Origin of the sequence: Niveispirillum fermenti, assembly GCF_048066175.1 — a bacterium.
GTDB classification, from domain to species: Bacteria; Pseudomonadota; Alphaproteobacteria; order Azospirillales; family Azospirillaceae; genus Niveispirillum; species Niveispirillum fermenti.
In genome coordinates, this window is sequence record NZ_JBLTXA010000041.1 from 1 (window position 1) to 19,213 (window position 19,213).

Sequence of the window (19,213 nt, forward strand, 5' to 3'; positions counted from 1 at the left end):
ACCATCTTTACTTGCGATGACCCCGCCACACCGGCGGGGTTTTTCGTTTGTACGGAAATCATAAGGATTCCAGCAAGATCGCCCTGAACGTCGATCTCGATCTTGCCCTCGACCGGTGTCATCACAATCTGATCTACCAGCGACCGAATGGTGTCGGCGGCTTCTATCCGCTTGCCCTCGTCGTCATCCTGAAGCGATTCGTAGAGCTGCTGGATGCGCTTGCGGTATTGCAGCGCCATACTAGGGTGAAGAAGAGGAGGGGGCTCGTCCGCTTCGGTTAGGAATTGTTCTAGATCAGCTTTTCGAGCTTCGAGTTTCCTGCTTCGCTCTTTTACCATTTCTACCGAAAGTGCGTCATTCAGGTACAGATCGAGAATCTTTTCCAACTCGCGGTTGATCTTGGCCAGTTCAGCTTCAGCGGAGGCAATGCCGGCTCGGCCTTCCATGCGGAGACGGTTCATCTCCTGCGTGAAGACCTCGCAGAAATGGCCGAACAGTTCAGGGTCCACAAGCCGTGTGCGCAGGGCATTCAGCACGCGTGATTCCAGCTCATCACGGCGGATGTTGACGCGGTTGTCACAGGTGCCCTTGTTGCGCGCGGTCGAGCAACCGATCAGCGTTGCCGAGATCGCGGAGTACCCGCCACCGCAGCATGAACATTTGGTCAGGCCCGAGAAGAGGTATTTGGGGCGGCGCCGGTGATTGACGGTGCGGACATCCGCGCTGCCGTTGTCATCCCGCGAGAGCTTGTTCTTCTCTTGCCGTGCCTTCACCGCGTTCCAGAGTTCGTCATCGAGGATCCGGAGCTCAGGCGTCTCCTGGATGACCCATTCCGATTCCGGGTTGGGGCGGGCCTGCCGCTTGCCCGTGTTCGGATCCTTCACGAAGCGCTGCCGGTTCCACACGATCTTGCCGACATACATCTCGTTATTGAGGATGCCGTTGCCACGCTTCGGGTTGCCGTTGATCGTGCTGAAGCCCCAGTCGCCACCGGAGGGAGCAGGGATGCCTTCCTTGTTGAGCGCTAATGCGATCGTCTTGGCGGACTTGCCTGCAGCATAGTCGCGGAAGATGCGACGAACCACGTCGGCCTGGGCGTCGTTGATGGTGCGATCACCGCGAATGGGCTCTCCATTTGCGTCCAGCTTCTTGACCACATCGTAGCCATAGGAGTTGCCGCCACCGGATTTGCCAGCTTCGACCCGGCCGCGCTGCCCGCGGCGTGTCTTGTCGGCAAGATCCTTGAGGAACAGCGCATTCATCGTGCCCTTGAGGCCGACATGCAGATGGCTGACCTCGCCCTCCGAGAGGGTGAACATCTTCACATCCGCATAGGACATGCGCTTGAAAATTCCGGCGATGTCTTCCTGATCACGTGAGAGGCGATCCATCGCCTCTGAAAGGATCACGTCGAAGCGACCGGCCATGGCGTCGGCCATCAGGGCCTGGATGCCCGGACGGATCAGCGAAGCGCCTGAAATCGCGTGGTCGGTATATTCCTCGATGACGTGCCAGCCCTGCTTTTCGGCATGAAGGCGGCACATGCGAAGTTGGTCGGCGATGGAGGCGTCGCGTTGATTGTCGGAAGAATAGCGGGCGTAGATCGCGACTTTCAAAACATGGCTCCCATCCGCATCAGGAGGCGCGCTTCCTCCTTCGCCTGGACAACTTCACTTCCTCTGCAAAGCACTCCCGCGCCGCTTGCTTTGCCAGGATGCCGACCAGACGCAGAAGGCGTGGATCGGGACTGCCGCGCGGCGTAAACGTCAACTCCGGCTCGTCCAGCAGCAAAGATTCGAGCAGCGCTTCGCGTTCTGCTCCTGTCATCTTTGCTGTGTTTCCTGGGGCTCGCAAGGTCATAACTGACAGCATTCGTCTCATGCCCGGCATAAGCAATGGAATTTACAGGCGAACATTTGGCGGTGATCGGTGTGCTGATGCGCGTCATGGCGTGTGGCGGCGTAGTCTGGCGTGCCACGGCAGAGTAAAATGACCTGTCGGAATCGCTCGCTGTCGCCGTCATCTTTCGCCTCGATGCTGGTCCTTTGGAAGCTGTTGCTTGCAGTTTAGACTTTATCGTATTGTATTTTGCAATACAAGGTACTATCTTCGAGCTAAGGAGACTCGCCATGGCCAACACTGCTGAACGCAAGGAATATCCGATCTCGATGCGTCTGCTCGAGGCGGATGTTGCCATGATCGATCGCGCCGCGGGCATGCGCGGCCGCTCACGCACGGATTTCGTGCGCGAGGCCGCTGTACGCGCGGCCGAGGAGGTCGTCATGGAGCAGGGGCTGGTCCGGATGAGCCCGGAAGGCTTTGCTCAGTTCATGGATGTGTTGTCGCGTCCCGCCGCTCCTGTTCCGGAGATGGTGGAAGTGCTGAAACGGCCTGCGCCGTGGGAGCCGGGCTACGTGGCGAAGCGGTAGTCCCTTGCAGCTTTCGGGACCCGAGCCGCTTACCGCCGCTCACGATGTTTCTGAGTTTTCCTGTGGCAAGCCGACGCTCGACCACTGGCTGAAAACCCGAGCGCTCTCTAATCAGCAGAAGGGCTTTACAGCCGTTCTTGTCGTGCATGAGGCTGGACGTGTGGTCGGGTACTACGGTCTCGCACCCACCGCCGTTGTCCCATCGGTCATGCCGCGTTCAATACGGACTGGGCAGCCGCCTAATCCGGTGCCGTGCATACTTCTGGGGCAACTGGCCACCGATACCGCATGGGCAGGGCTGGGCATCGGCACCGGCCTTGTGAAGCACGCCCTTCAGCGCTGTGTTCAGGCGGCCTCGCTCATTGGCGGGCGGGCCTTGATGGTCAATGCTGTTGATGAAGAAGCTGCCGAATTCTGGAGGCGGCGCGGATTTGAGCCTTCCCGGGACGATGCTCTGATCCTGCTGCGTTCTATCGGTGATCTCGCGGCCTCACTCGCCAAGACCAGTGGATGAGAGCCGTGGAGCCGAGAATGCGCTCTACAAATCAACTGCTTGCGCACGAACATGCGGAGCTGTGCGAGCGCGGACCTCGTCATAAAGAGCGACCTCCCCGGGCATGGAAATCGTCACGGCCAAACCGAAAGGAACCATCTCGTCGTTGGGCGCGCCCTGATCCGGATCGCGCTGAATGACGAGGGGGATTGTCATGTTCGGGGTCACGACGGGCGAGTTCTCGCCGCTCCAGCAGCGCGAAAAGACAGTTCCCCGATTGCTCTGGTTCTCGTCTGGTTGCCAACTGTGGCCAGAGACAGCCAGCGCATTCAGTTCCGTAGGCTTGAGTATCTTGAGTCGGCAACTGCGATAGCTCTTGCGCCCGGGCGAGACAGGCGTGAACCAAGCAACTGTAGCCGAAAGGCTGTGCGGCCTGGCCTTGCCTCCAATCGCGACGGGGACCGGGACGTCGATCGTAACGATACGATCAGCCCCCAGCAGCCCTGTTGCAAAGAAAGTCGCCCGGTCCGCGGCACAAGCTACTGCGTCGTCGGCGTCAACGTAGCCATATCCCATGAAGCGCCGGATATTGTCCTTCTGCTTTGATGCCTGACCGCGGCCCGTGGGGCCGAGCGTAGTCTTTATGAGATCGGCGGTATCTCGGGGCCACTGGGCGGGATGCACCAGTAGCGCTTTCAACAGAACGGCACGCTGCGTGGGCGTGAGCCGCAGAAACTCTTCGCCGTAGGCAGCCTCCAGAGCATCATGTATTCTGTGACAGGTGCGTGAGGCGAGGGCTGCTGCAGCGCTCGTGCCATTCGTATAGCCATCGAGATTTTCACGGCCGGCTCTCGGCGGGGCTGCAACCTTGAGGCCAGCGCCGCGCGAGGCGGCGGCCGGAACGACATCGATATGGGCATGGTTGCGCACAAACCGCATATGTTCGCGCGCGCCAGGCATCAGGATGTCCGGTTTGATCGAACGGGCAAAGCCTGGCCCAAGACTGCTCGAGGGGTTTGCCATAAGATGGCTGGGAAACGGATCGATCAAGGCTCGCGCCAGCGCCCGATCAGCCGGAGCTACAGAGTCAATATTTCCGCCGCCCACGGTGATGCCGTTCACAGTCTCGGCTGGCGATAGCAACCGTCGCTCAGCCATAACTCCATGGAGAGCAGTGATCATGGACCTCGCACGACTTTGTCCGTCCGCATCCTCATATTGGCTGGCCGTCGCATAGCCAGTGATGCCGAAGTCAGTCGTCTGATTGCCGGCGCTCACCACAAACAGCAGGCCGAGACGGTAAGAGAGCCGGTCAAGAAGACGCGCCCAAGGTGAGAGCTGATTGTGAAACGGCCGATACCTGTTGCCCAGCGAGAGATTGACGATCACGATCCCGGGGCGCTGTTCACGTAGCCGCATGACCGCAAGGTAGATGAGGTCCACGACGAGTCTGTCGTCAGGGAATGCGTCGCCATTCCCCATCACTGGAATGACATGGATCTGCCTCGGCAGCCGGTCCTCGTTTCGATTGAGATCGCCATGGATGATGAGGGACGCCATCGCCGTTCCATGTGCTCTGGATTCCACCAGAGCGTGTGGCTCGAGTTCGAACGGATCGTCGAGATCGATATGAGCTGTCAGTTGACGATGGGCGCTTACCGGTACTCCGTCGAGGAGGGCCAAGATCGGTTCGCCCAGGGCTTGCCCGGCACTGTCGACCAGCGGGATTTCGGACGGATCAGCGATCTCCACCGTTGTGGCTTCGGACTGAGGCCGGATATGCATTACAGATTCCAGACCTGCGATGCCTTCGATCCGCTGTTCGATGATTTCGCGGACCGCCCAGGCCGGAATGTCGGCGAGCAGCGCGTGGTACGAAATATCCGGCAGGCGTGCCCGCGACACGATTGCGCCCCCGCGGGCGGTTATCGCGCGCGACGCCTCAGCTTCGCTCGCTCCTGCTGCCGCGTCGTTCGATCTAAAGACGAGCTCGATTTCGACGCGGATGAGTTGGTCGTCCTCATGATCGTCGACGATGGTGGCGAGAAACGTCCGATCTGTTGGATGAACCCGGTCATTCGGCCCCCACGGGCGCAAGTCCCGAAGGTGCTCGAACACATTTGCCCAGGTCGTTTCGCCGCGGACAAGCTCTCCTGCCTGCCAACGGCGCCAAAGGGACTCGAGATTCTGCAAAGCCGCCATGTCGGGAACGAGCAGATAGGCGAAGGGATGCTCATCCCCTTCGTCACCTTCAAGCTCTTCCTCATCCACGAGTTCCAGACCGGCAACCTGCTGGATGGCTGCGGCAAACGAACTTATGGAGCCGCGAACTTCAAAGACCAGTAGCCGTTCAGGGGCGAGACCCGCCGGATCGGCACGCAGTTCAAGCGCGGCATTTCCGCGAGCGAGAACTTCCGCCAGACGCGCAAACTTTGGCCCGATTGCCGCAGTTTGACGTTCTCTTGGAAAGGCATCCGGAGACGGAACAGGCCGTGGACGACCTATAGGGCGAGGTTGATCAGCTCTTGGTGTCAGTCTCAGGAGCGGTTTCGTTGGATCGCTCGGCATTTATGATCTCTGGCGTAACGCGCGAGGTCCATAGATCAAGCTCCACGCGCAGTGCGTCATCAATCGATACCTCCCCCAAACCCAAAATCTGGCGCCGCCTCACATTCTGGCAAAAATCGAGAGCTTCGGCGTAACTGACATTCCCTAGGCGACCGGCAATCCTGCCGAGCGTCATTTTCGGCGCATCCGGCCAGCCAGACACGATCCGGTCCAGGAGAACGGTGATCTCGCTCTTCTTCGGCGCCGGAATTGCGAGCCGCATCTGGAACCGCCGCCAGACGGCCCGGTCGAGCAGTTCGCCATGATTGGTCGCAGCCACGACGATCACATAGCTCGGGAGCTGATCAAGCTGCATCAGAAGGAATGAGACCACACGCTTGATCTCACCCGTCTCGTGCGTATCGCCGCGCTCTTTGCCAATGGCATCGAACTCGTCAAAAAACAGCACGCTCGGTGTCGTTCTTACATAGTCGAAGAGCTTGCGAAGCCGCGCGTTGGTCTCGCCGAGATAGCTGCCGATAAGGGCGTCGTACCGGACGACGTAGAACGGCAGGCCCAGACCCTCGGCGACCGCTTCGGCAAACGAAGTCTTGCCGTTGCCCGGTGGACCGGAAAGCAGTACGCGGTGACGAGGTTCATAGCCACTTGCCCGCAGAACGTCCGCCCGTTGATGCTCCTCAATGAGTTGGCGACCGCTTTCGCGCGCCGGCAGTGGGAGAAGCAGATCGTCCATTTGCAGCCGGGGAGTGATCTCCAGAATGGCTTCGCGCCCGTTGGCGGCGGCAAGATGAGGCGAACTCGCGGTAAGAGCTGGTGGCGTGATCGGAACGGTCGACAAAGCTCGTTGCATTCGGTCTGCAACAATGAAATGCTTCTTGGCACGTTCCTCGGCAACCATGGCTTCGGTAGTTGAGCGCAGCATCTCCTGATCGCCGGTGGCACCGGCGCGAATTAATGACACAAGAAGATCGCTACGCGCCATAGTGGCCTCTATTAACCCCCAACCTCAAGCCATGAAGTTTGTTCATGCTAACCAAAAGTGGCTACACAGTTTTCTGCCGATTACCGCGTTCAGCAGCGGCAACCCAGGCTGAAGCGATTCAGTAGCTTTGACACCTTAGCAGTCCGTCGAGGTTTACGGAATCCCCAATTGACAACTCCCTCCTCTCGGCAATCACGTGCCCCTGTCGGGGCGATTCGGCAGATCGTGTGCTTTCTCCGGATGTTTTTCACAACGGTCATCGGGGAGCGTACAGTGCCATCAGAGTGAGGGTGTGGGTTTCCTGGTACTTGGGCGCGTGCAGAGAATCGATCTGATTTTGTGAGGGAAAGCCTTCCCCCTGGCCGGCACTTCCGTTACCGACGCACCCCCTTCTGCGGGGAGACCCCGCAACGCCCCCTGAGAGTGAGAGTGCGGACGGGTTTTTCCGTGACGGGTTGAGGGCTGGAGAAGAGGTCTCCGGCGCCCGTCGCGGAGATCATCCCGATGGCCAGAACTGACAGAGCCACGCGAGGCGGCGGCAATCGCACCAATCTTTACGACGACATTACCGGCAAGATCATCGCGGAGCTGGAGGAAGGTCGGCTGCCCTGGGTCCAGCCATGGGGCACATCAACGGCAAAAGCGCCACTCGCCATGCCGAGGAATGCGGCAACTGCACGGCAATATTCCGGGATCAATGTCCTGATCCTTTGGGGCGCCGTGATCCAGCACGGCTATCCGACCCAGCATTGGCTCACTTTTCGTCAGGCGCTTTCGCTCGGCGGCAATGTCCGCAAGGGCGAGCATGGCACGACCGTCGTCTATGCCGACCGCTTCACTCCTGAGGACGAAAAGCGTCGCGCCCGGGACGCCGGTGAAGAAGCGGGAAGCATTCCATTCCTGAAACGCTTCACCGTGTTCAACGCGGCCCAATGCGAGGGGCTGCCCGAGAATATCGCCGTGGAGGCGCCGCCACCGCCGCCCGGCATGATCGAGCCAAGGGTCGAGGCACTGATCCGCGCGACCGGTATCGATTTTCGCATTGGCGGCGATCGCGCCTTTTATGTGCCGGCGCACGACTATGTGCAGGTGCCGCCTCCGCAGGCCTATTTCGAGCCGATCAACTGGCACAGGACCGCCCTGCACGAAATGGGTCACGCCACTGGTCATGCCTCACGCCTGGGACGGGATTTCTCGGGCAGCTTTGGCACGAAGAAATACGCCTTCGAGGAATTGGTCGCAGAGATGAACGCGGCCTTCTGCTGCGCTTCTCTTGGTATCGTACCGACCGTTCGTCATGCCGACTATATTGGGTCCTGGCTGGAATGTCTTCGGGAGGACAATCGCGCCATCGTCCGCGCCGCCTCGCAGGCGAGCAAGGCGGCCGACTGGCTGCTCGCGCATCTGCCCGACGAGGAGGTCGCCGAACCTGTCGCAGCCTTGGTTGAGCGGAGGGCTGCGGCATGATCCTCCTGACCCGCACGCAGCGCGCGCAGCTTCTCGCCAATGGCCGGCGGCGCGACACTGATCACCACCCCGTCGTCAAATTCTACAATCCCCTTGGCGCAGGCGTCTGGCTCGCGACCGAACTGGATGAGGACGACGACATCATGTTTGGTCTCGCCGACATCGGCTATCCCGAACTCGGTAGCTGGAGCTTCGCTGAACTGGAGGCAATCCGGCTGCACTTGGGTATGACGATCGAGCGGGACGTGCTTTTTACCGGCCTGTTCCCGATCTCGGTCTGGGCTGAAACAGCGCGCATGGCGGGCGGCATACGGGCCGCCGAGCAACTCCTGTCCGCCCGCTTCCGTGGCGGTGCTGCACAGACCCTGAAACCCGCCGATACAGAAATCCGGAAAGCCTGAGACCCGGCTGTCCGGATTTGCGCTTTTGCGCCGCTCTCTTGGAGGTAGAGGGCGGCGCCTCTCGTCGTGACGTGGTGAAAGTTCCGGTGCCGGGCCGGCTGGGCCGAGCGGCAGCCAGGAGAGGAACAGGAGGGATGGGAGTTTCGTGACGGGCTGGTTGCCGGAGAGAGAGGCTCCCCGGCGTCCGTCATGGAGCAACTGACATGGCCACTGCCGTTCAGAAGATCACCCTGTCGTCCTCGCGCGATATTCCCTTCAACAAGCTGATGCTTTCCCAGTCCAATGTCCGGCGCGTCAAGGCCGGCATCTCGGTCGAGGAACTCGCCGAGTCCATCGCCCGCCGCGGACTGATCCAGTCCCTGCATGTACGCCCGGTCCTGGGCGAGGATGGCGCCGAGACCGGCATGTTCGAGGTGCCTGCCGGTGGCCGCCGCTTCCGAGCGCTGGAACTGCTGGTGAAGCAGAAGCGCCTTGCCAAGATCGCGCCCGTGCCTTGCGTGGTGTCGGAAGCCGGGGCTGATGTGCTGATTGACGAGGTCTCGCTCGCCGAAAACATCGAGCGCGCGCCGCTGCATCCGCTCGACCAGTTCCGTGCCTTCCAGTCCATGCGCGAGAAGGGCATGACCGAAGAGGCGATTGCTGCTGCCTTCTTCGTCGACGCGAAGGTGGTGAAACAGCGCCTGCGCCTTGCCTCGGTCTCGCCCGCGCTGCTCGACATCTATGCCGCAGACGGCATGACGCTGGAGCAGCTCATGGCCTTCACTGTCAGTTCCGACCATGCCCGGCAGGAACAGGTCTGGGAGGCGATCAAGGATGGCTGGCAGAAGGAACCCTACCATATCCGCCGCCTGCTGACCGAGACCACGGTGCGCGCCGCCGACAAGCGGGTGCTCTTCGTCGGCATCGACGCCTATGAGGAGGCCGGCGGTTGCGTTTTGCGCGATCTCTTCCAGCAGGACGATGGCGGATGGCTGCAGGACCCGGTTCTGCTCGACCGGCTGGTGGGCGAGAAGCTGAAGACCGAGGCGGAGAGCATTGCCGCCGAGGGCTGGAAATGGATCGAGGTCGCCCTGACCTTTCCTTACGGCCACGATCATGGACTTCGCCAACTGGTCGGCACCACGGTCGATATGACCGAGGAGGAGCGCGCAGCCCGTGAGGCGCTGCGCGAGGAATATGACCGGCTGGAAGCGGACTATGCCGAGGCTGACGAATTGCCCGACGAGATCGATGCACGCCTCGGCGAAATCGAGCAGGCGCTGGATGCCTTTGAGCGCCGTCCCATGATTTTCGATCCGGATCAGATGGCCAGGGCGGGCGTCTTCGTCAGTATCGATGCCGATGGCACCCTGCTGGTCGAGCGTGGCTATGTCCGTCCCGAGGTTGAGGCGCCTGCAGAACCGGCGACCGATGTCGTCGATCCGGAAACTGGCGAGGTGCTCCAGGGGCCTGAAGCTGATGGCAGGCATCAGCGCGCGGTCATCACGCTGGGCGGTCAACCGGCCGAACCGGATGAGGAGGATGAGGCCGAAACGATCAGGCCGCTACCTGACCGGCTGATCAGCGAATTGACGGCGCATCGTACGCTGGCGCTGCGCGACGCGGTCGCATCCAACCCGCAAGTCGCCATGACGGCGCTGCTGCACCGGCTGGTCACCGATTGCTTTCTGCCGCATTCGACGCGGGGCTGCCTGGAAGCGCAGGTCCGCGAGGTCCATCTGCCCGCGCAGGCCGAGGATCTGCGTGACAGCACCTCGGCCAGGGCGATCCAGGAACGGCATGAACGCTGGAGCGACCATATCCCGGCCGATGATGCCGCGCTCTGGGACTGGCTGGCCGATCTGGATGATGGCTCCCGCATGGACCTGCTCGCCCATTGCGTGAGCTTTGGTGTCAATGCGCTCTACGAGAAGCCAAACCCCTATAGCGGCATGGGCGTCAGCCAGCACGGGCTGGAAATCCGCTTGTCGCAGGCGGACCGGCTGGCGCGTTCGACCGGTCTCGACATGGTGGCGGTGGGCTGGCGGCCGACGGCTGGCAATTATCTCGGCCGCGTGACCAAGCCGCGCATCATTGAGGCCGTGCGCGAAGGCGCCGGTGACCGTGCCGCTGAACTGATCGGGCACCTCAAGAAGGGCGACATGGCGAAAGAGGCCGAGCGTCTGCTGGCTGATACCGGCTGGTTGCCCGAGCCGCTGCGCATGGTCGATGAGGGGGCCGAGGTCGATCTGGTCCATGCTCCCGAGGGCGAAGCCGACGATCTGCCCGATTTTCTCGCTGGCGATGGCGAGGAAGACGGTCCCGTCGACGACGAGGAAGAACAGCACATGGTCGCTGCCGAATAACCTTCCGTCGGGGTGGCCTTCGGTCGCCCCGACCACTCCATTCCGTTTCCCTGAGCTCGCCCGGTCCTTGTGGCCGGGCTTTTTCTTTGGAGAACTTCCATGCCCACGATCATCGACATCGATCAGATCTTCCACGAAGCTCGCGCGAATCCCCCATCGGAGCGCACACTTCCGTGGGAAGAGACTCGCGACGGCATCACTGTCGTCGTCGAGCCCAAGCCCCATTGGGCCGAGGATATGCGGGTGTTCCGGCTCGATGCCCGCGAATATTGCCGCTACGCCGAATGGACAGCCTATGGTGGCCGCGCCCGGTTTTACGGCCATATCGACACATCTGGCGATGATCTGATGATGCAGGCGCGCGCAATGATTGCTCGAGAAATCGCCGATGGGCTTTGGGGCTGAAGGCCAGTTGAGGGCAACCTGGGGCCTGCGGAAGATGAGCTTCGCACTTTTCGCACTTGGGGTTTCCAGTTCCAGCTGCACCATGGCGCCGTTCATCCTGTCTGGGCAGCGGGTGCCATCCCCGGCCTGGAGAGAACACGGGTTCTGATGCCAGCATGGCGGCAAGGCTGGCGCGGCAAGGCATCTGCGGGCGGGTATCCGGCATCCTGGCAGATGCGAAGAACCACCCCCGCTTCCATTCGCTAACCTTGGTCTGATCCGCTTCTTGGCATTCAACCCCGGAGGGGTCGGCTTGACGCAAGCGTGCCGCCCTCGGGGATTCGGGCCAAAGGGCCGAACGCCCTCGGGTGATTGCAGATACGGTCAGACACTTCGGGCGCCTGTCGCGCGGGGGATGGTCCCCCGCCTCCCTAAGACAGGAGCCGGAACCCATGTCCTATGCAGATGCCACCGCCTTCGCCGCCAGCCTCGCCGCCACACTGATGGTTTCGATCGTCGTGTTCCAGGCCGGAGACGGCACCCACGCCGCTTGCCCCGCCGCCGAGTTCGACGGCGATGACGATATGGTGCGGCTGGAACTGGACCCGTGGGCATAAGGCGCGACACGCGCCTCATGCCAACGGCCCGGTGCGCGGATCCCGCGCCCGGGCCTTCAGCCCTGCGATGGCGCCCATCGCCGGCAGCGGAACCGGGGACGCGCCCCGGTCAGAGAGGAAGAGTGGGGGCCGTTCGGCCGTGACGGGTTGAAGGTCGGAGAGAGAGGCTCACCGGCGCCCGTCGTGGAGTGATCCCGATGACCATCGCCCGTTTTGAAACCTTCCGTCCCATCGGCGAGATTCTGGCCGCTGATGTGCTTCCCGCGCTTTATCGGGCGCAAAAGCTGCCGCTGCGCATCTCCTGTCTCGGTCTGGCCAGCGCTGACGGTGGCGATAATGCCGACAGTTTCGAGCGCATGATCCCGCTAGGGGAATGCCCGTCGCCAGAAGAGGCCATGCAGTTCGCCGCCCTGCGCCTGTCGCGGGGCGACATTTGCAGCGGCTCGGACAGCTTTCCGCATTTCTGCCCGCGCATCATGCTCATCCAGGACCGCGAATACGGTCTGGTCCTTGCCGGCGAAATCCGCGCCGGCATCATCCTCTGGCAGCAGCCTGTCACGTCCAATGCCGAGGCTCGCCGTATCGTCACCGAGGCCAGTCGACTGCGCGGTATGGCCTTTGCTGCGTCGGGGCGCGCCAATCGCGAACTGGCCCGTGACCTGCGCTTGCGCGCCAGCCTTTGTGAGGCGCGACTGGTCGACCCCTTCTGGCGCGAGACGGCGTCCGACCTGCTTCGCCTGCCGCAAGCCGCCTGATCTTCCATCCATTCGGCCCGGTTCAGCGCCGGGCCTTGTCATGTCCGGAGGCCGCCATGGCTGACTATTACACGCATTTTTCCTGCCTGCTCGATGTGGGCACGCCGGAAAACGCCGCCCGCGCGCTCGAACTCTACAATGCGCTGGCCGATGAAAATGACGCGGAAGATCCGCCCTCGGATGGATTCCTGCTTTCGATCCAGCCCGAACATGGCGGCACGCAGCTCTGGATGCGCGATGACGTTACCGGCGATCCGGAGCACGTCATCCAGTTCGTCAAACGCTGCGCCTCCGAATTCGGTCTGAGCGGCCGGTGGGGCCTGCAATATGCCAATACCTGCTCGAAACCCCGCGTCGACGGTTTCGGCGGCGGCGCGCATGTTCTTGACCTCGCCACCGGCGAGACGGTCGACTGGATCTATACCGATGGCTGGCTTTCCACCGTGCTGGAGGGAGGCGATCCCTATGAGTAAGGTCATCGAAACCACCGTCTATCGCCTCGACGAGTTGTCGGATGCGGCGAAGGACAAGGCCCGGGCCTGGTGTCGTGAAGGCGGCTTCGACTATGACTGGTATGAGACCGTCTATGAGGATTTCCAGCGCATCGCCGAAATCCTCGGTCTTGACCTCAAGACCCGGCCGGTCCGGCTCATGGGCGGCGGCACCCGGCAGGAACCCTGCATCTGGTTCCGGGGCTTCTGGTCGCAAGGGGATGGCGCGTGCTTCGAGGCGCGGCTTTCCTACCATAAAGGCGCCCCACGTCTGATCCGGGAATATGCGCCGCAGGACACAGAACTGCACCGCATCGCCGATGTCCTGCAGGCGATCCAGAAACGCAATTTCTACCAGCTGCGCGCCGAGGCCAGCCATCGCGGCCATTACTATCACGAATACCGCATGGCGATCTCGGTCGAGCGCGACAGCCCGAACTGGCAGGACATGACGGCGGATGCCGAGGAGACTGTGATCGAAGCGCTGCGCGATTTTGCTCGCTGGCTCTACCGCCAGCTGGAGCGCGAATACGATTATCTCTCCTCCGACGCGGTCGTGGATGAAACCATCCTCGCGAACGAATACATGTTCACCGAAACCGGCCGCCGCTTCGGCTGATCCTCTGGCGCCCCACCATCCGGTCGGGGCGCTTTTCTTATGCGGCCAGGTTCAGAGGAAGAGGCTTGCCGGAAGGGGTTGAGTCCGGGTGGTCGAGAGAGCGCTGGCCGGGCTTGCCCGCTTATGCTCTCCCGAGGTTTTCTGACATGAACATGGTGTTTCCCGTGACCGATCCGGTCACGCCGAAGGCGGCTGCGCCCGCAATTCTGGCTGCGGCCGAGCTGCTGCTTCCCCATCTGGAACGCGGCCAGCGCATTGATGCCGTCGCACTGCGGACGGCCATGGAAACCGCCTTCGGTGTTTCCGATGCTTCCGGCGCCTGGGACTGGAAGACGGCATATGAGGCCTGCGAGGTCGCGACCGTTCTGTTCCTGCGCAAATACGGAAAGGCGCTTTTCCGCAAATCCGCCTCTGCGGATGCGCGTCTCTCCCATCTGACGAAGATTGCCGGGCTCCTGCCGACGCAAACCCGGCGCTCCGAGGAAAGTCAGAGCCTCCAGCAGTTCTCGACGCCTGTCCCGCTGGGTCTCGCTGCCCTGACAGCGGCCGCGATCACGCCTGATGACAGGGTGCTGGAACCATCGGCCGGCACCGGCCTTCTCGCGATCCTGGCGCAGACCGCCGGCGGGTCGCTGATCCTCAACGAGTTGGCCGATACCCGCGCCGATCTTCTTGCCCAACTCTTTCCGGCCTTCGCTGTCACCCGGTCCGACGCCGCCCAGATCGACGATCATCTGGCCCCGGATGCCGTCCCGTCCGTGGTGCTGATGAACCCGCCATTCTCGGTCATGGCCAATGTCAGCGGTCGTGTGTCCGATGCGGCCTACCGCCATATTGTCTCGGCGCTGGCCCGTCTTGCCCCCGGGGGCCGCCTTGTGACGATCACCGGCGCAGGCTTTGGTCCCGAAGCTCCGGCATGGCGGGATGCTTTCATCCGCTTGCAGGCCCGTGGTCGTGTGGTGTTCAGCGCCGCCGTCGATGGTGCGGTCTATGCAAAGCACGGCACCACGTTCGACACGCGGCTGACCGTGATCGACAAACGGCCCGCCGACGATCCGGCCAGTTTCCCGGCCTCGCCGGGGATCGCGCCTGATGTTGCCACGCTGACCGAATGGATTGAGGAGCATGTTCCGCAGCGTCTCCCGGTATCATTGCCGAAGATCGTGGTGCCCGCTTCGGCGACCGCGCCGAAAACCGTGCGAGGCTATCTGGCCCGCGCGACAGCCACACGGCCTGCCGCTGCCCCGGCTAACGATCCCGAAGGCGTCGAACTCACCTATGAGACCGTGGACTGGACGCCACCCGAAGGCGCTCGCCTGTCTGACGCGATCTACGAGGAATATGCGATGCAATCGCTGCGTATCGCTGGTGCACAGCCGCATCCGACCAAGCTGGTGCAATCCGCCGCCATGGCCTCGGTCGCACCGCCCAAGCCTTCCTACCGGCCCATGCTGCCGCCCGACATCTGCGCGCGTCTGTCGGACGCCCAGCTTGAAACCGTGATCTATGCCGGTGAAGCCCATGCCGATCATCTCGCCGGCAGCTGGACCGTGGACGAGCATTTCGACACTGTGAGCGCCGCGCCCGAGGATGCTGCCGGATCGATCCGCTTTCGCCGGGGCTTCATGCTCGGTGATGGAACCGGCGCTGGCAAGGGTCGCCAGTCCGCCGCCATCATTCTCGACAACTGGCTTCGCGGTCGGCGCAAAGCGATCTGGATCTCCAAATCCGACAAGCTGATCGAGGACGCGCAGCGCGACTGGTCGGCGCTCGGCATGGAACGGCTGCTGGTCACGCCTCTGTCACGCTTCCCTCAAGGCAAGCCGATCATGCTGTCGGAAGGCATCCTTTTTACCACCTATGCCACGCTGCGCTCCGACGACCGGGGCGAGAAGGTTTCCCGCGTCAAGCAGATCGTCGAATGGTTGGGGTCCGATTTCGATGGAGCCATTATCTTCGACGAAAGCCATTCCATGCAGAATGCCGGTGGCGGAAAAGGTGAGCGCGGAGATGTCGCCGCCTCGCAGCAGGGACGTGCGGGCCTTCGGCTCCAGCACGCGCTGCCCGATGCCCGCGTGGTTTATGTCTCGGCGACCGGCGCCACCACTGTCCACAATCTCGCCTATGCGCAGCGCCTCGGCCTCTGGGGCGGTGAGGACTTTCCGTTCCAGACGCGCGCCGAATTTGTCGAGGCGATCGAAGCCGGTGGCGTTGCGGCCATGGAAGTGCTGGCCCGCGACCTGCGATCCCTCGGCCTCTATACCGCCCGTTCGCTCTCCTATGATGGCGTCGAATATGAACTGGTCGAACACCAGCTCACGGACGAACAGCGCCGCATCTATGATGCTTATGCCAGGGCGTTTGCCGTCATTCACAACAATCTGGACGCGGCGATGGAAGCCGCCAATATCACCGGCAGCCCAGACTCTGGGGGAGCGACGCTGAACCGGCAGGCGAAGTCGGCGGCGCGTTCGGCCTTTGAGAGCACCAAGCAGCGCTTCTTCGGCCATCTGCTGACCTCCATGAAAACTCCGACTCTGATCCGCTCTATCGAGGCCGATCTGGAGGCGGGCCATGCCGCCGTCATCCAGATCGTCTCGACCGGCGAAGCCCTGATGGAACGGCGGCTGTCCGAGATCCCGACCGAGGAATGGAATGACATTTCCGTCGATGTTACTCCGAGGGAGTATGTCGGCTCGTATTTGCAGCATTCCTTCCCGGTGCAGCTCTATGAGCCATTCAGCGATGGCGAAGGCAATCTGTCATCCCGTCCCGTTTTCCGGGATGGTCAGCCGGTGGAATGCCGCGAAGCCGTGGCGCGGCGCAACGAGATGCTGGAGCAGCTGGGTTCGCTTCCACCTGTCCCCGGTGCGCTCGACCAGATCGTCCAGCGTTTCGGCACGGATATGGTGGCGGAGGTCACAGGCCGTTCACGGCGGATCGTGCGCAAGGGCGAAGGGGCATCGGCGCGCCTTGCGGTCGAGAACCGGGCGCCTTCTGCCAACCTTGCCGAGACATCCGCATTCATGGATGGCCAGAAGCGCATTCTGGTCTTCTCTGATGCCGGTGGCACCGGGCGAAGCTATCACGCCGAGCTCTCGGCGAAAAACCAGCGGCTGCGCGTGCATTATCTGCTGGAGCCGGGCTGGAAGGCCGATGCCGCCATTCAGGGCCTTGGCCGCACCAACCGTACCAATCAGGCGCAGCCGCCGCTGTTCCGGCCTATCGCCACGGATGTCAAAGCCGAGAAACGGTTCCTTTCGACCATCGCCCGCCGCCTCGACACGCTGGGCGCGATCACGCGCGGCCAGCGCCAGACCGGCGGTCAGGGGCTGTTCCGTCCCGAGGATAATCTGGAATCCGCCTATGCCCGCGATGCGCTGCGCCAGCTCTATCTGTTGATCGTGCGCGGCAAGGTCGAGGGGTGCTCGCTCGAACGGTTTGAATCCGCCACCGGCCTGAAGCTGATGGACAGCAACGGGGTGAAGGACGACCTGCCGCCGATCACCACCTTCCTCAACCGCCTGCTGGCGCTGACCATCGAGTTGCAGGGCATCCTGTTCTCGGCCTTCGAGCAGCTTCTGCAGGCGCGGATCGATGGGGCGATTGCGTGCGGTACCTATGACATGGGGTTGGAAACGCTGAAGGCCGAAAGCTTCATCGTCACAGATCGGCAGGTCATCCACATCCATCCGGGTACCGGCGCGGAAACCCGGCTCCTGACGCTCACCGAGCGCAAACGCAATCAGCCGGTCACGCTCGATGCAGCCCTGGCGGAACTGGATGACCCTCGCGCAAGGCTGCTCATCAACGAGCGATCCGGTCGTGCTGCTGTGCAGATCCCGACCACCAGCGTCATGCTGGATGATGGTGAGATCGAACGGCGAGTACGGCTCATCCGTCCCATGGAGGCAATGAACATGCCTGTGCGGGCGATGGGCGAGACTCATTGGCTTGAGGCCGACCATTCCGCCTTCACTGCGGCCTGGAAGGCGGAACTGGCAGAGGTGCCGGAGTTCACCGACAGCATCCTGCATATGGTGACGGGGCTACTTCTGCCGATCTGGAAACGCTTGCCGCAGGACTCCTCCCGCGTCTATCGGCTCCAGACCGACGAGGGCGAGCGCATCATCGGTCGCCGCGTATCGCCGGCCTGGGCTGCCAGTGCCTCGACCAGTGGTGTCACCAGCAGCCTGACATCGGATGCCGCCTATGCCGCGCTGATCGAAGGTCGCACGATCCTTGATCTCGCCGAGGGCCTGCAACTGCGCCGCGTTCGGGTCATGGGCGCCAACCGGATTGAACTGACCGGCTTTACTGACGCAATGCGCGACCGGCTGCGGGCCTGGGGTCTCTTCAGCGAGATCATCTCGTGGAAACTGCGCTTCTTCGTACCCGTCGATGTAACGGGGCCGGAGATCATCGGCAAACTGCTTGACCGCTTTCCGGCCCTGCGCATCGGCGAGAGGGAGGCCGCATAATGGCGCGTCTCAACGCTTCCGAACTGGCGCAGCGTCTCGGCCGACAGGCCGAGGCGGTGTGCCGCCACTATCTGTCGAATGGGCGCAAACAGGGCAACTACTGGCAGGTTGGCGATGTCCGAAACACGGCTGGCCGCTCGATGTTCGTCCGGCTGCACGACAGTGTGAAAGGCATTGCCGGTAAATGGCAGGACTCGGCCACGGGGGAATATGGCGATCTGCTGGACGTGATCCGGGACTCACTTGGTCTGATCGACTTCGCAGACGTTGCCGAAGAAGCCCGGCGCTTCCTCAGCCTGCCGCATCCTGAACCGCAGCCAATATCTCGTCCGTCCCGAGCGCCAGCACCATCGGGATCATCCGAGGCCGCACGCCGCCTCTGGCGCATGACGCAGCCGCTGATCGGCAGTACCGCAGAAGCGTATTTACGCGGACGCGGCATTACGGATTTACGCCAGACCGCAAATCTGCGCTTTCACTCCAACTGCTACTGGCGGCCTGAGGACGATGGCCCGACGCAAACATGGCCCGCGATGATCTCTGCCGTCACCGACCTTGATGGCAGGATTACTGGCGCACACCGCACATGGCTGGCCCAGGACGGTTCCGGCAAGGCGCCTGTCGATCCGCCGAGGAAGGCGATGGGCGACCTGCTCGGATATGCGGTTCGTTTCGGGTGCGTGAGGGATGTCATGGCAGCGGGGGAAGGTATCGAAACCATCCTGTCGCTGCGTCAGGCTCTGCCCACCATGCCGATGGTTTCCGCACTCTCGGCCGGACACCTCGCTGCCATCCTGTTCCCGCCGCAACTGCGCAGGCTCTATATCGTCCGCGACAACGATCCGGCAGGTGACAGCGCCCGCGATAGCCTGATGGACCGGGCGCACGAGGCCGGGATCGAGGCCATCACGCTCTCGCCCATGATGGGGGACTTCAACGAAGATCTTACAACTCGCGGGCTGGATGCCGTTCGGACAGAGATCCGAGTGCAAATCGCTCCCGAGGACGTCAGCCGCTTCATAGCTTAAATGGCATAGCCGGTGCGGGGCCGTGATCGGGGCGTTCCGATCCTGTCGTGCGCATAGGCTGCATCCTGTCATCAGCAGAGGACCGCGCCTTGGCCTCCTCAGAGGGCGATCGGCCCACAAACGCTCCGGTCAGGCAATGGCGGCGCCCGACTG

General features: G+C 62.4%; 16 protein-coding genes. 12 read left to right on the top strand and 4 right to left on the bottom strand.

What is annotated here, in order from left to right; all coding sequences use genetic code 11:
* Positions 1-1,616, bottom strand: a 1,616-nt coding sequence (locus ACM9LZ_RS22775; RefSeq protein ID WP_416621826.1) for a recombinase family protein, incomplete at its 3' end; no start/stop codon positions are given.
* 19 nt (positions 1,617-1,635) lie between these two features.
* Positions 1,636-1,827 carry a hypothetical protein gene (locus ACM9LZ_RS22780; RefSeq protein ID WP_126156088.1) on the bottom strand — a complete coding sequence of 64 codons (192 nt, stop codon included), beginning with the start codon at positions 1,825-1,827 and terminating at the stop codon, positions 1,636-1,638.
* A gap of 302 nt (positions 1,828-2,129) precedes the next feature.
* Here ACM9LZ_RS22780 and ACM9LZ_RS22785 point away from each other — a divergent pair, with 302 nt between their 5' ends.
* Together ACM9LZ_RS22785 and ACM9LZ_RS22790 are read left to right on the top strand one after the other, a co-directional pair.
* Positions 2,130-2,429: a type II toxin-antitoxin system TacA family antitoxin gene (locus tag ACM9LZ_RS22785; RefSeq protein ID WP_416621827.1), complete on the top strand. Its 300-nt coding sequence runs from the start codon at positions 2,130-2,132 to the stop codon at positions 2,427-2,429.
* Between the two features lie 4 nt (positions 2,430-2,433).
* Positions 2,434-2,943 carry a GNAT family N-acetyltransferase gene (locus ACM9LZ_RS22790; RefSeq protein ID WP_416621828.1) on the top strand — a complete coding sequence of 170 codons (510 nt, stop codon included), beginning with the start codon at positions 2,434-2,436 and terminating at the stop codon, positions 2,941-2,943.
* Between the two features lie 24 nt (positions 2,944-2,967).
* Here the strand turns inward: ACM9LZ_RS22790 and ACM9LZ_RS22795 are convergent, their stop codons facing one another.
* The gene (locus ACM9LZ_RS22795) at positions 2,968-5,490 is read right to left on the bottom strand and encodes a S8 family peptidase (protein WP_416621829.1); all 2,523 of its coding nucleotides are present in this window, start codon (positions 5,488-5,490) and stop codon (positions 2,968-2,970) included.
* On the bottom strand, positions 5,441-6,472 hold the full coding sequence (locus ACM9LZ_RS22800; RefSeq protein WP_126156092.1) for an AAA family ATPase: 1,032 nt from the start codon (positions 6,470-6,472) through the stop codon (positions 5,441-5,443). The genes ACM9LZ_RS22795 and ACM9LZ_RS22800 overlap by 50 nt, the downstream gene beginning before the upstream one ends.
* Before the next feature lie 504 nt (positions 6,473-6,976).
* Between ACM9LZ_RS22800 and ACM9LZ_RS22805 the strand changes: the two genes are divergently transcribed.
* The 10 genes from ACM9LZ_RS22805 to ACM9LZ_RS22850 all read left to right on the top strand — a co-directional run bounded on the left by ACM9LZ_RS22805 (position 6,977) and on the right by ACM9LZ_RS22850 (position 19,060).
* Entirely contained in the window at positions 6,977-7,939 is a 963-nt protein-coding gene (locus ACM9LZ_RS22805) for an ArdC family protein (RefSeq protein WP_416621830.1), read from the top strand.
* On the top strand, positions 7,936-8,340 hold the full coding sequence (locus tag ACM9LZ_RS22810; protein WP_416621831.1) for a DUF2958 domain-containing protein: 405 nt from the start codon (positions 7,936-7,938) through the stop codon (positions 8,338-8,340). The genes ACM9LZ_RS22805 and ACM9LZ_RS22810 overlap by 4 nt, the downstream gene beginning before the upstream one ends.
* A gap of 203 nt (positions 8,341-8,543) precedes the next feature.
* Positions 8,544-10,685 carry a ParB/RepB/Spo0J family partition protein gene (locus ACM9LZ_RS22815; protein WP_416621832.1) on the top strand — a complete coding sequence of 714 codons (2,142 nt, stop codon included), beginning with the start codon at positions 8,544-8,546 and terminating at the stop codon, positions 10,683-10,685.
* 99 nt (positions 10,686-10,784) lie between these two features.
* Positions 10,785-11,090, top strand: a complete 306-nt coding sequence (locus ACM9LZ_RS22820; RefSeq protein WP_416621833.1) for a hypothetical protein — start codon at positions 10,785-10,787, stop codon at positions 11,088-11,090.
* Between the two features lie 431 nt (positions 11,091-11,521).
* Positions 11,522-11,686: a hypothetical protein gene (locus ACM9LZ_RS22825; RefSeq protein ID WP_276947304.1), complete on the top strand. Its 165-nt coding sequence runs from the start codon at positions 11,522-11,524 to the stop codon at positions 11,684-11,686.
* A 197-nt stretch (positions 11,687-11,883) separates the two neighbouring features.
* A complete protein-coding gene (locus tag ACM9LZ_RS22830) occupies positions 11,884-12,441 on the top strand; it encodes a hypothetical protein (RefSeq protein ID WP_416621834.1) in 558 nt (185 codons plus the stop codon).
* Between the two features lie 56 nt (positions 12,442-12,497).
* Positions 12,498-12,914, top strand: a complete 417-nt coding sequence (locus ACM9LZ_RS22835) for a hypothetical protein (RefSeq protein WP_126156098.1) — start codon at positions 12,498-12,500, stop codon at positions 12,912-12,914.
* Positions 12,907-13,551, top strand: coding sequence for an antitoxin of toxin-antitoxin stability system (locus tag ACM9LZ_RS22840; protein ID WP_416621835.1), 645 nt, complete (start codon positions 12,907-12,909; stop codon positions 13,549-13,551). The genes ACM9LZ_RS22835 and ACM9LZ_RS22840 overlap by 8 nt, the downstream gene beginning before the upstream one ends.
* A gap of 146 nt (positions 13,552-13,697) precedes the next feature.
* The gene (locus tag ACM9LZ_RS22845; protein ID WP_465123044.1) at positions 13,698-18,032 is read left to right on the top strand and encodes a strawberry notch-like NTP hydrolase domain-containing protein; all 4,335 of its coding nucleotides are present in this window, start codon (positions 13,698-13,700) and stop codon (positions 18,030-18,032) included.
* Positions 18,032-19,060, top strand: a complete 1,029-nt coding sequence (locus tag ACM9LZ_RS22850; RefSeq protein WP_416621836.1) for a DUF7146 domain-containing protein — start codon at positions 18,032-18,034, stop codon at positions 19,058-19,060. Before ACM9LZ_RS22845 ends, ACM9LZ_RS22850 begins: the two co-directional genes overlap by 1 nt.
* Positions 19,061-19,213: the final 153 nt, after the last annotated feature.

Coding starts and splice junctions, on each gene's coding strand:
- ACM9LZ_RS22780 (WP_126156088.1), bottom strand. CDS start 1,827: ATGACAGGAGCAGAACGCGAAGCGCTGCTCGAATCTTTGCTGCTGGAC.
- ACM9LZ_RS22785 (WP_416621827.1), top strand. CDS start 2,130: ATGGCCAACACTGCTGAACGCAAGGAATATCCGATCTCGATGCGTCTG.
- ACM9LZ_RS22795 (WP_416621829.1), bottom strand. CDS start 5,490: ATGCCGAGCGATCCAACGAAACCGCTCCTGAGACTGACACCAAGAGCT.
- ACM9LZ_RS22800 (WP_126156092.1), bottom strand. CDS start 6,472: ATGGCGCGTAGCGATCTTCTTGTGTCATTAATTCGCGCCGGTGCCACC.
- ACM9LZ_RS22805 (WP_416621830.1), top strand. CDS start 6,977: ATGGCCAGAACTGACAGAGCCACGCGAGGCGGCGGCAATCGCACCAAT.
- ACM9LZ_RS22810 (WP_416621831.1), top strand. CDS start 7,936: ATGATCCTCCTGACCCGCACGCAGCGCGCGCAGCTTCTCGCCAATGGC.
- ACM9LZ_RS22815 (WP_416621832.1), top strand. CDS start 8,544: ATGGCCACTGCCGTTCAGAAGATCACCCTGTCGTCCTCGCGCGATATT.
- ACM9LZ_RS22820 (WP_416621833.1), top strand. CDS start 10,785: ATGCCCACGATCATCGACATCGATCAGATCTTCCACGAAGCTCGCGCG.
- ACM9LZ_RS22825 (WP_276947304.1), top strand. CDS start 11,522: ATGTCCTATGCAGATGCCACCGCCTTCGCCGCCAGCCTCGCCGCCACA.
- ACM9LZ_RS22830 (WP_416621834.1), top strand. CDS start 11,884: ATGACCATCGCCCGTTTTGAAACCTTCCGTCCCATCGGCGAGATTCTG.
- ACM9LZ_RS22835 (WP_126156098.1), top strand. CDS start 12,498: ATGGCTGACTATTACACGCATTTTTCCTGCCTGCTCGATGTGGGCACG.
- ACM9LZ_RS22840 (WP_416621835.1), top strand. CDS start 12,907: ATGAGTAAGGTCATCGAAACCACCGTCTATCGCCTCGACGAGTTGTCG.
- ACM9LZ_RS22845 (WP_465123044.1), top strand. CDS start 13,698: ATGAACATGGTGTTTCCCGTGACCGATCCGGTCACGCCGAAGGCGGCT.
- ACM9LZ_RS22850 (WP_416621836.1), top strand. CDS start 18,032: ATGGCGCGTCTCAACGCTTCCGAACTGGCGCAGCGTCTCGGCCGACAG.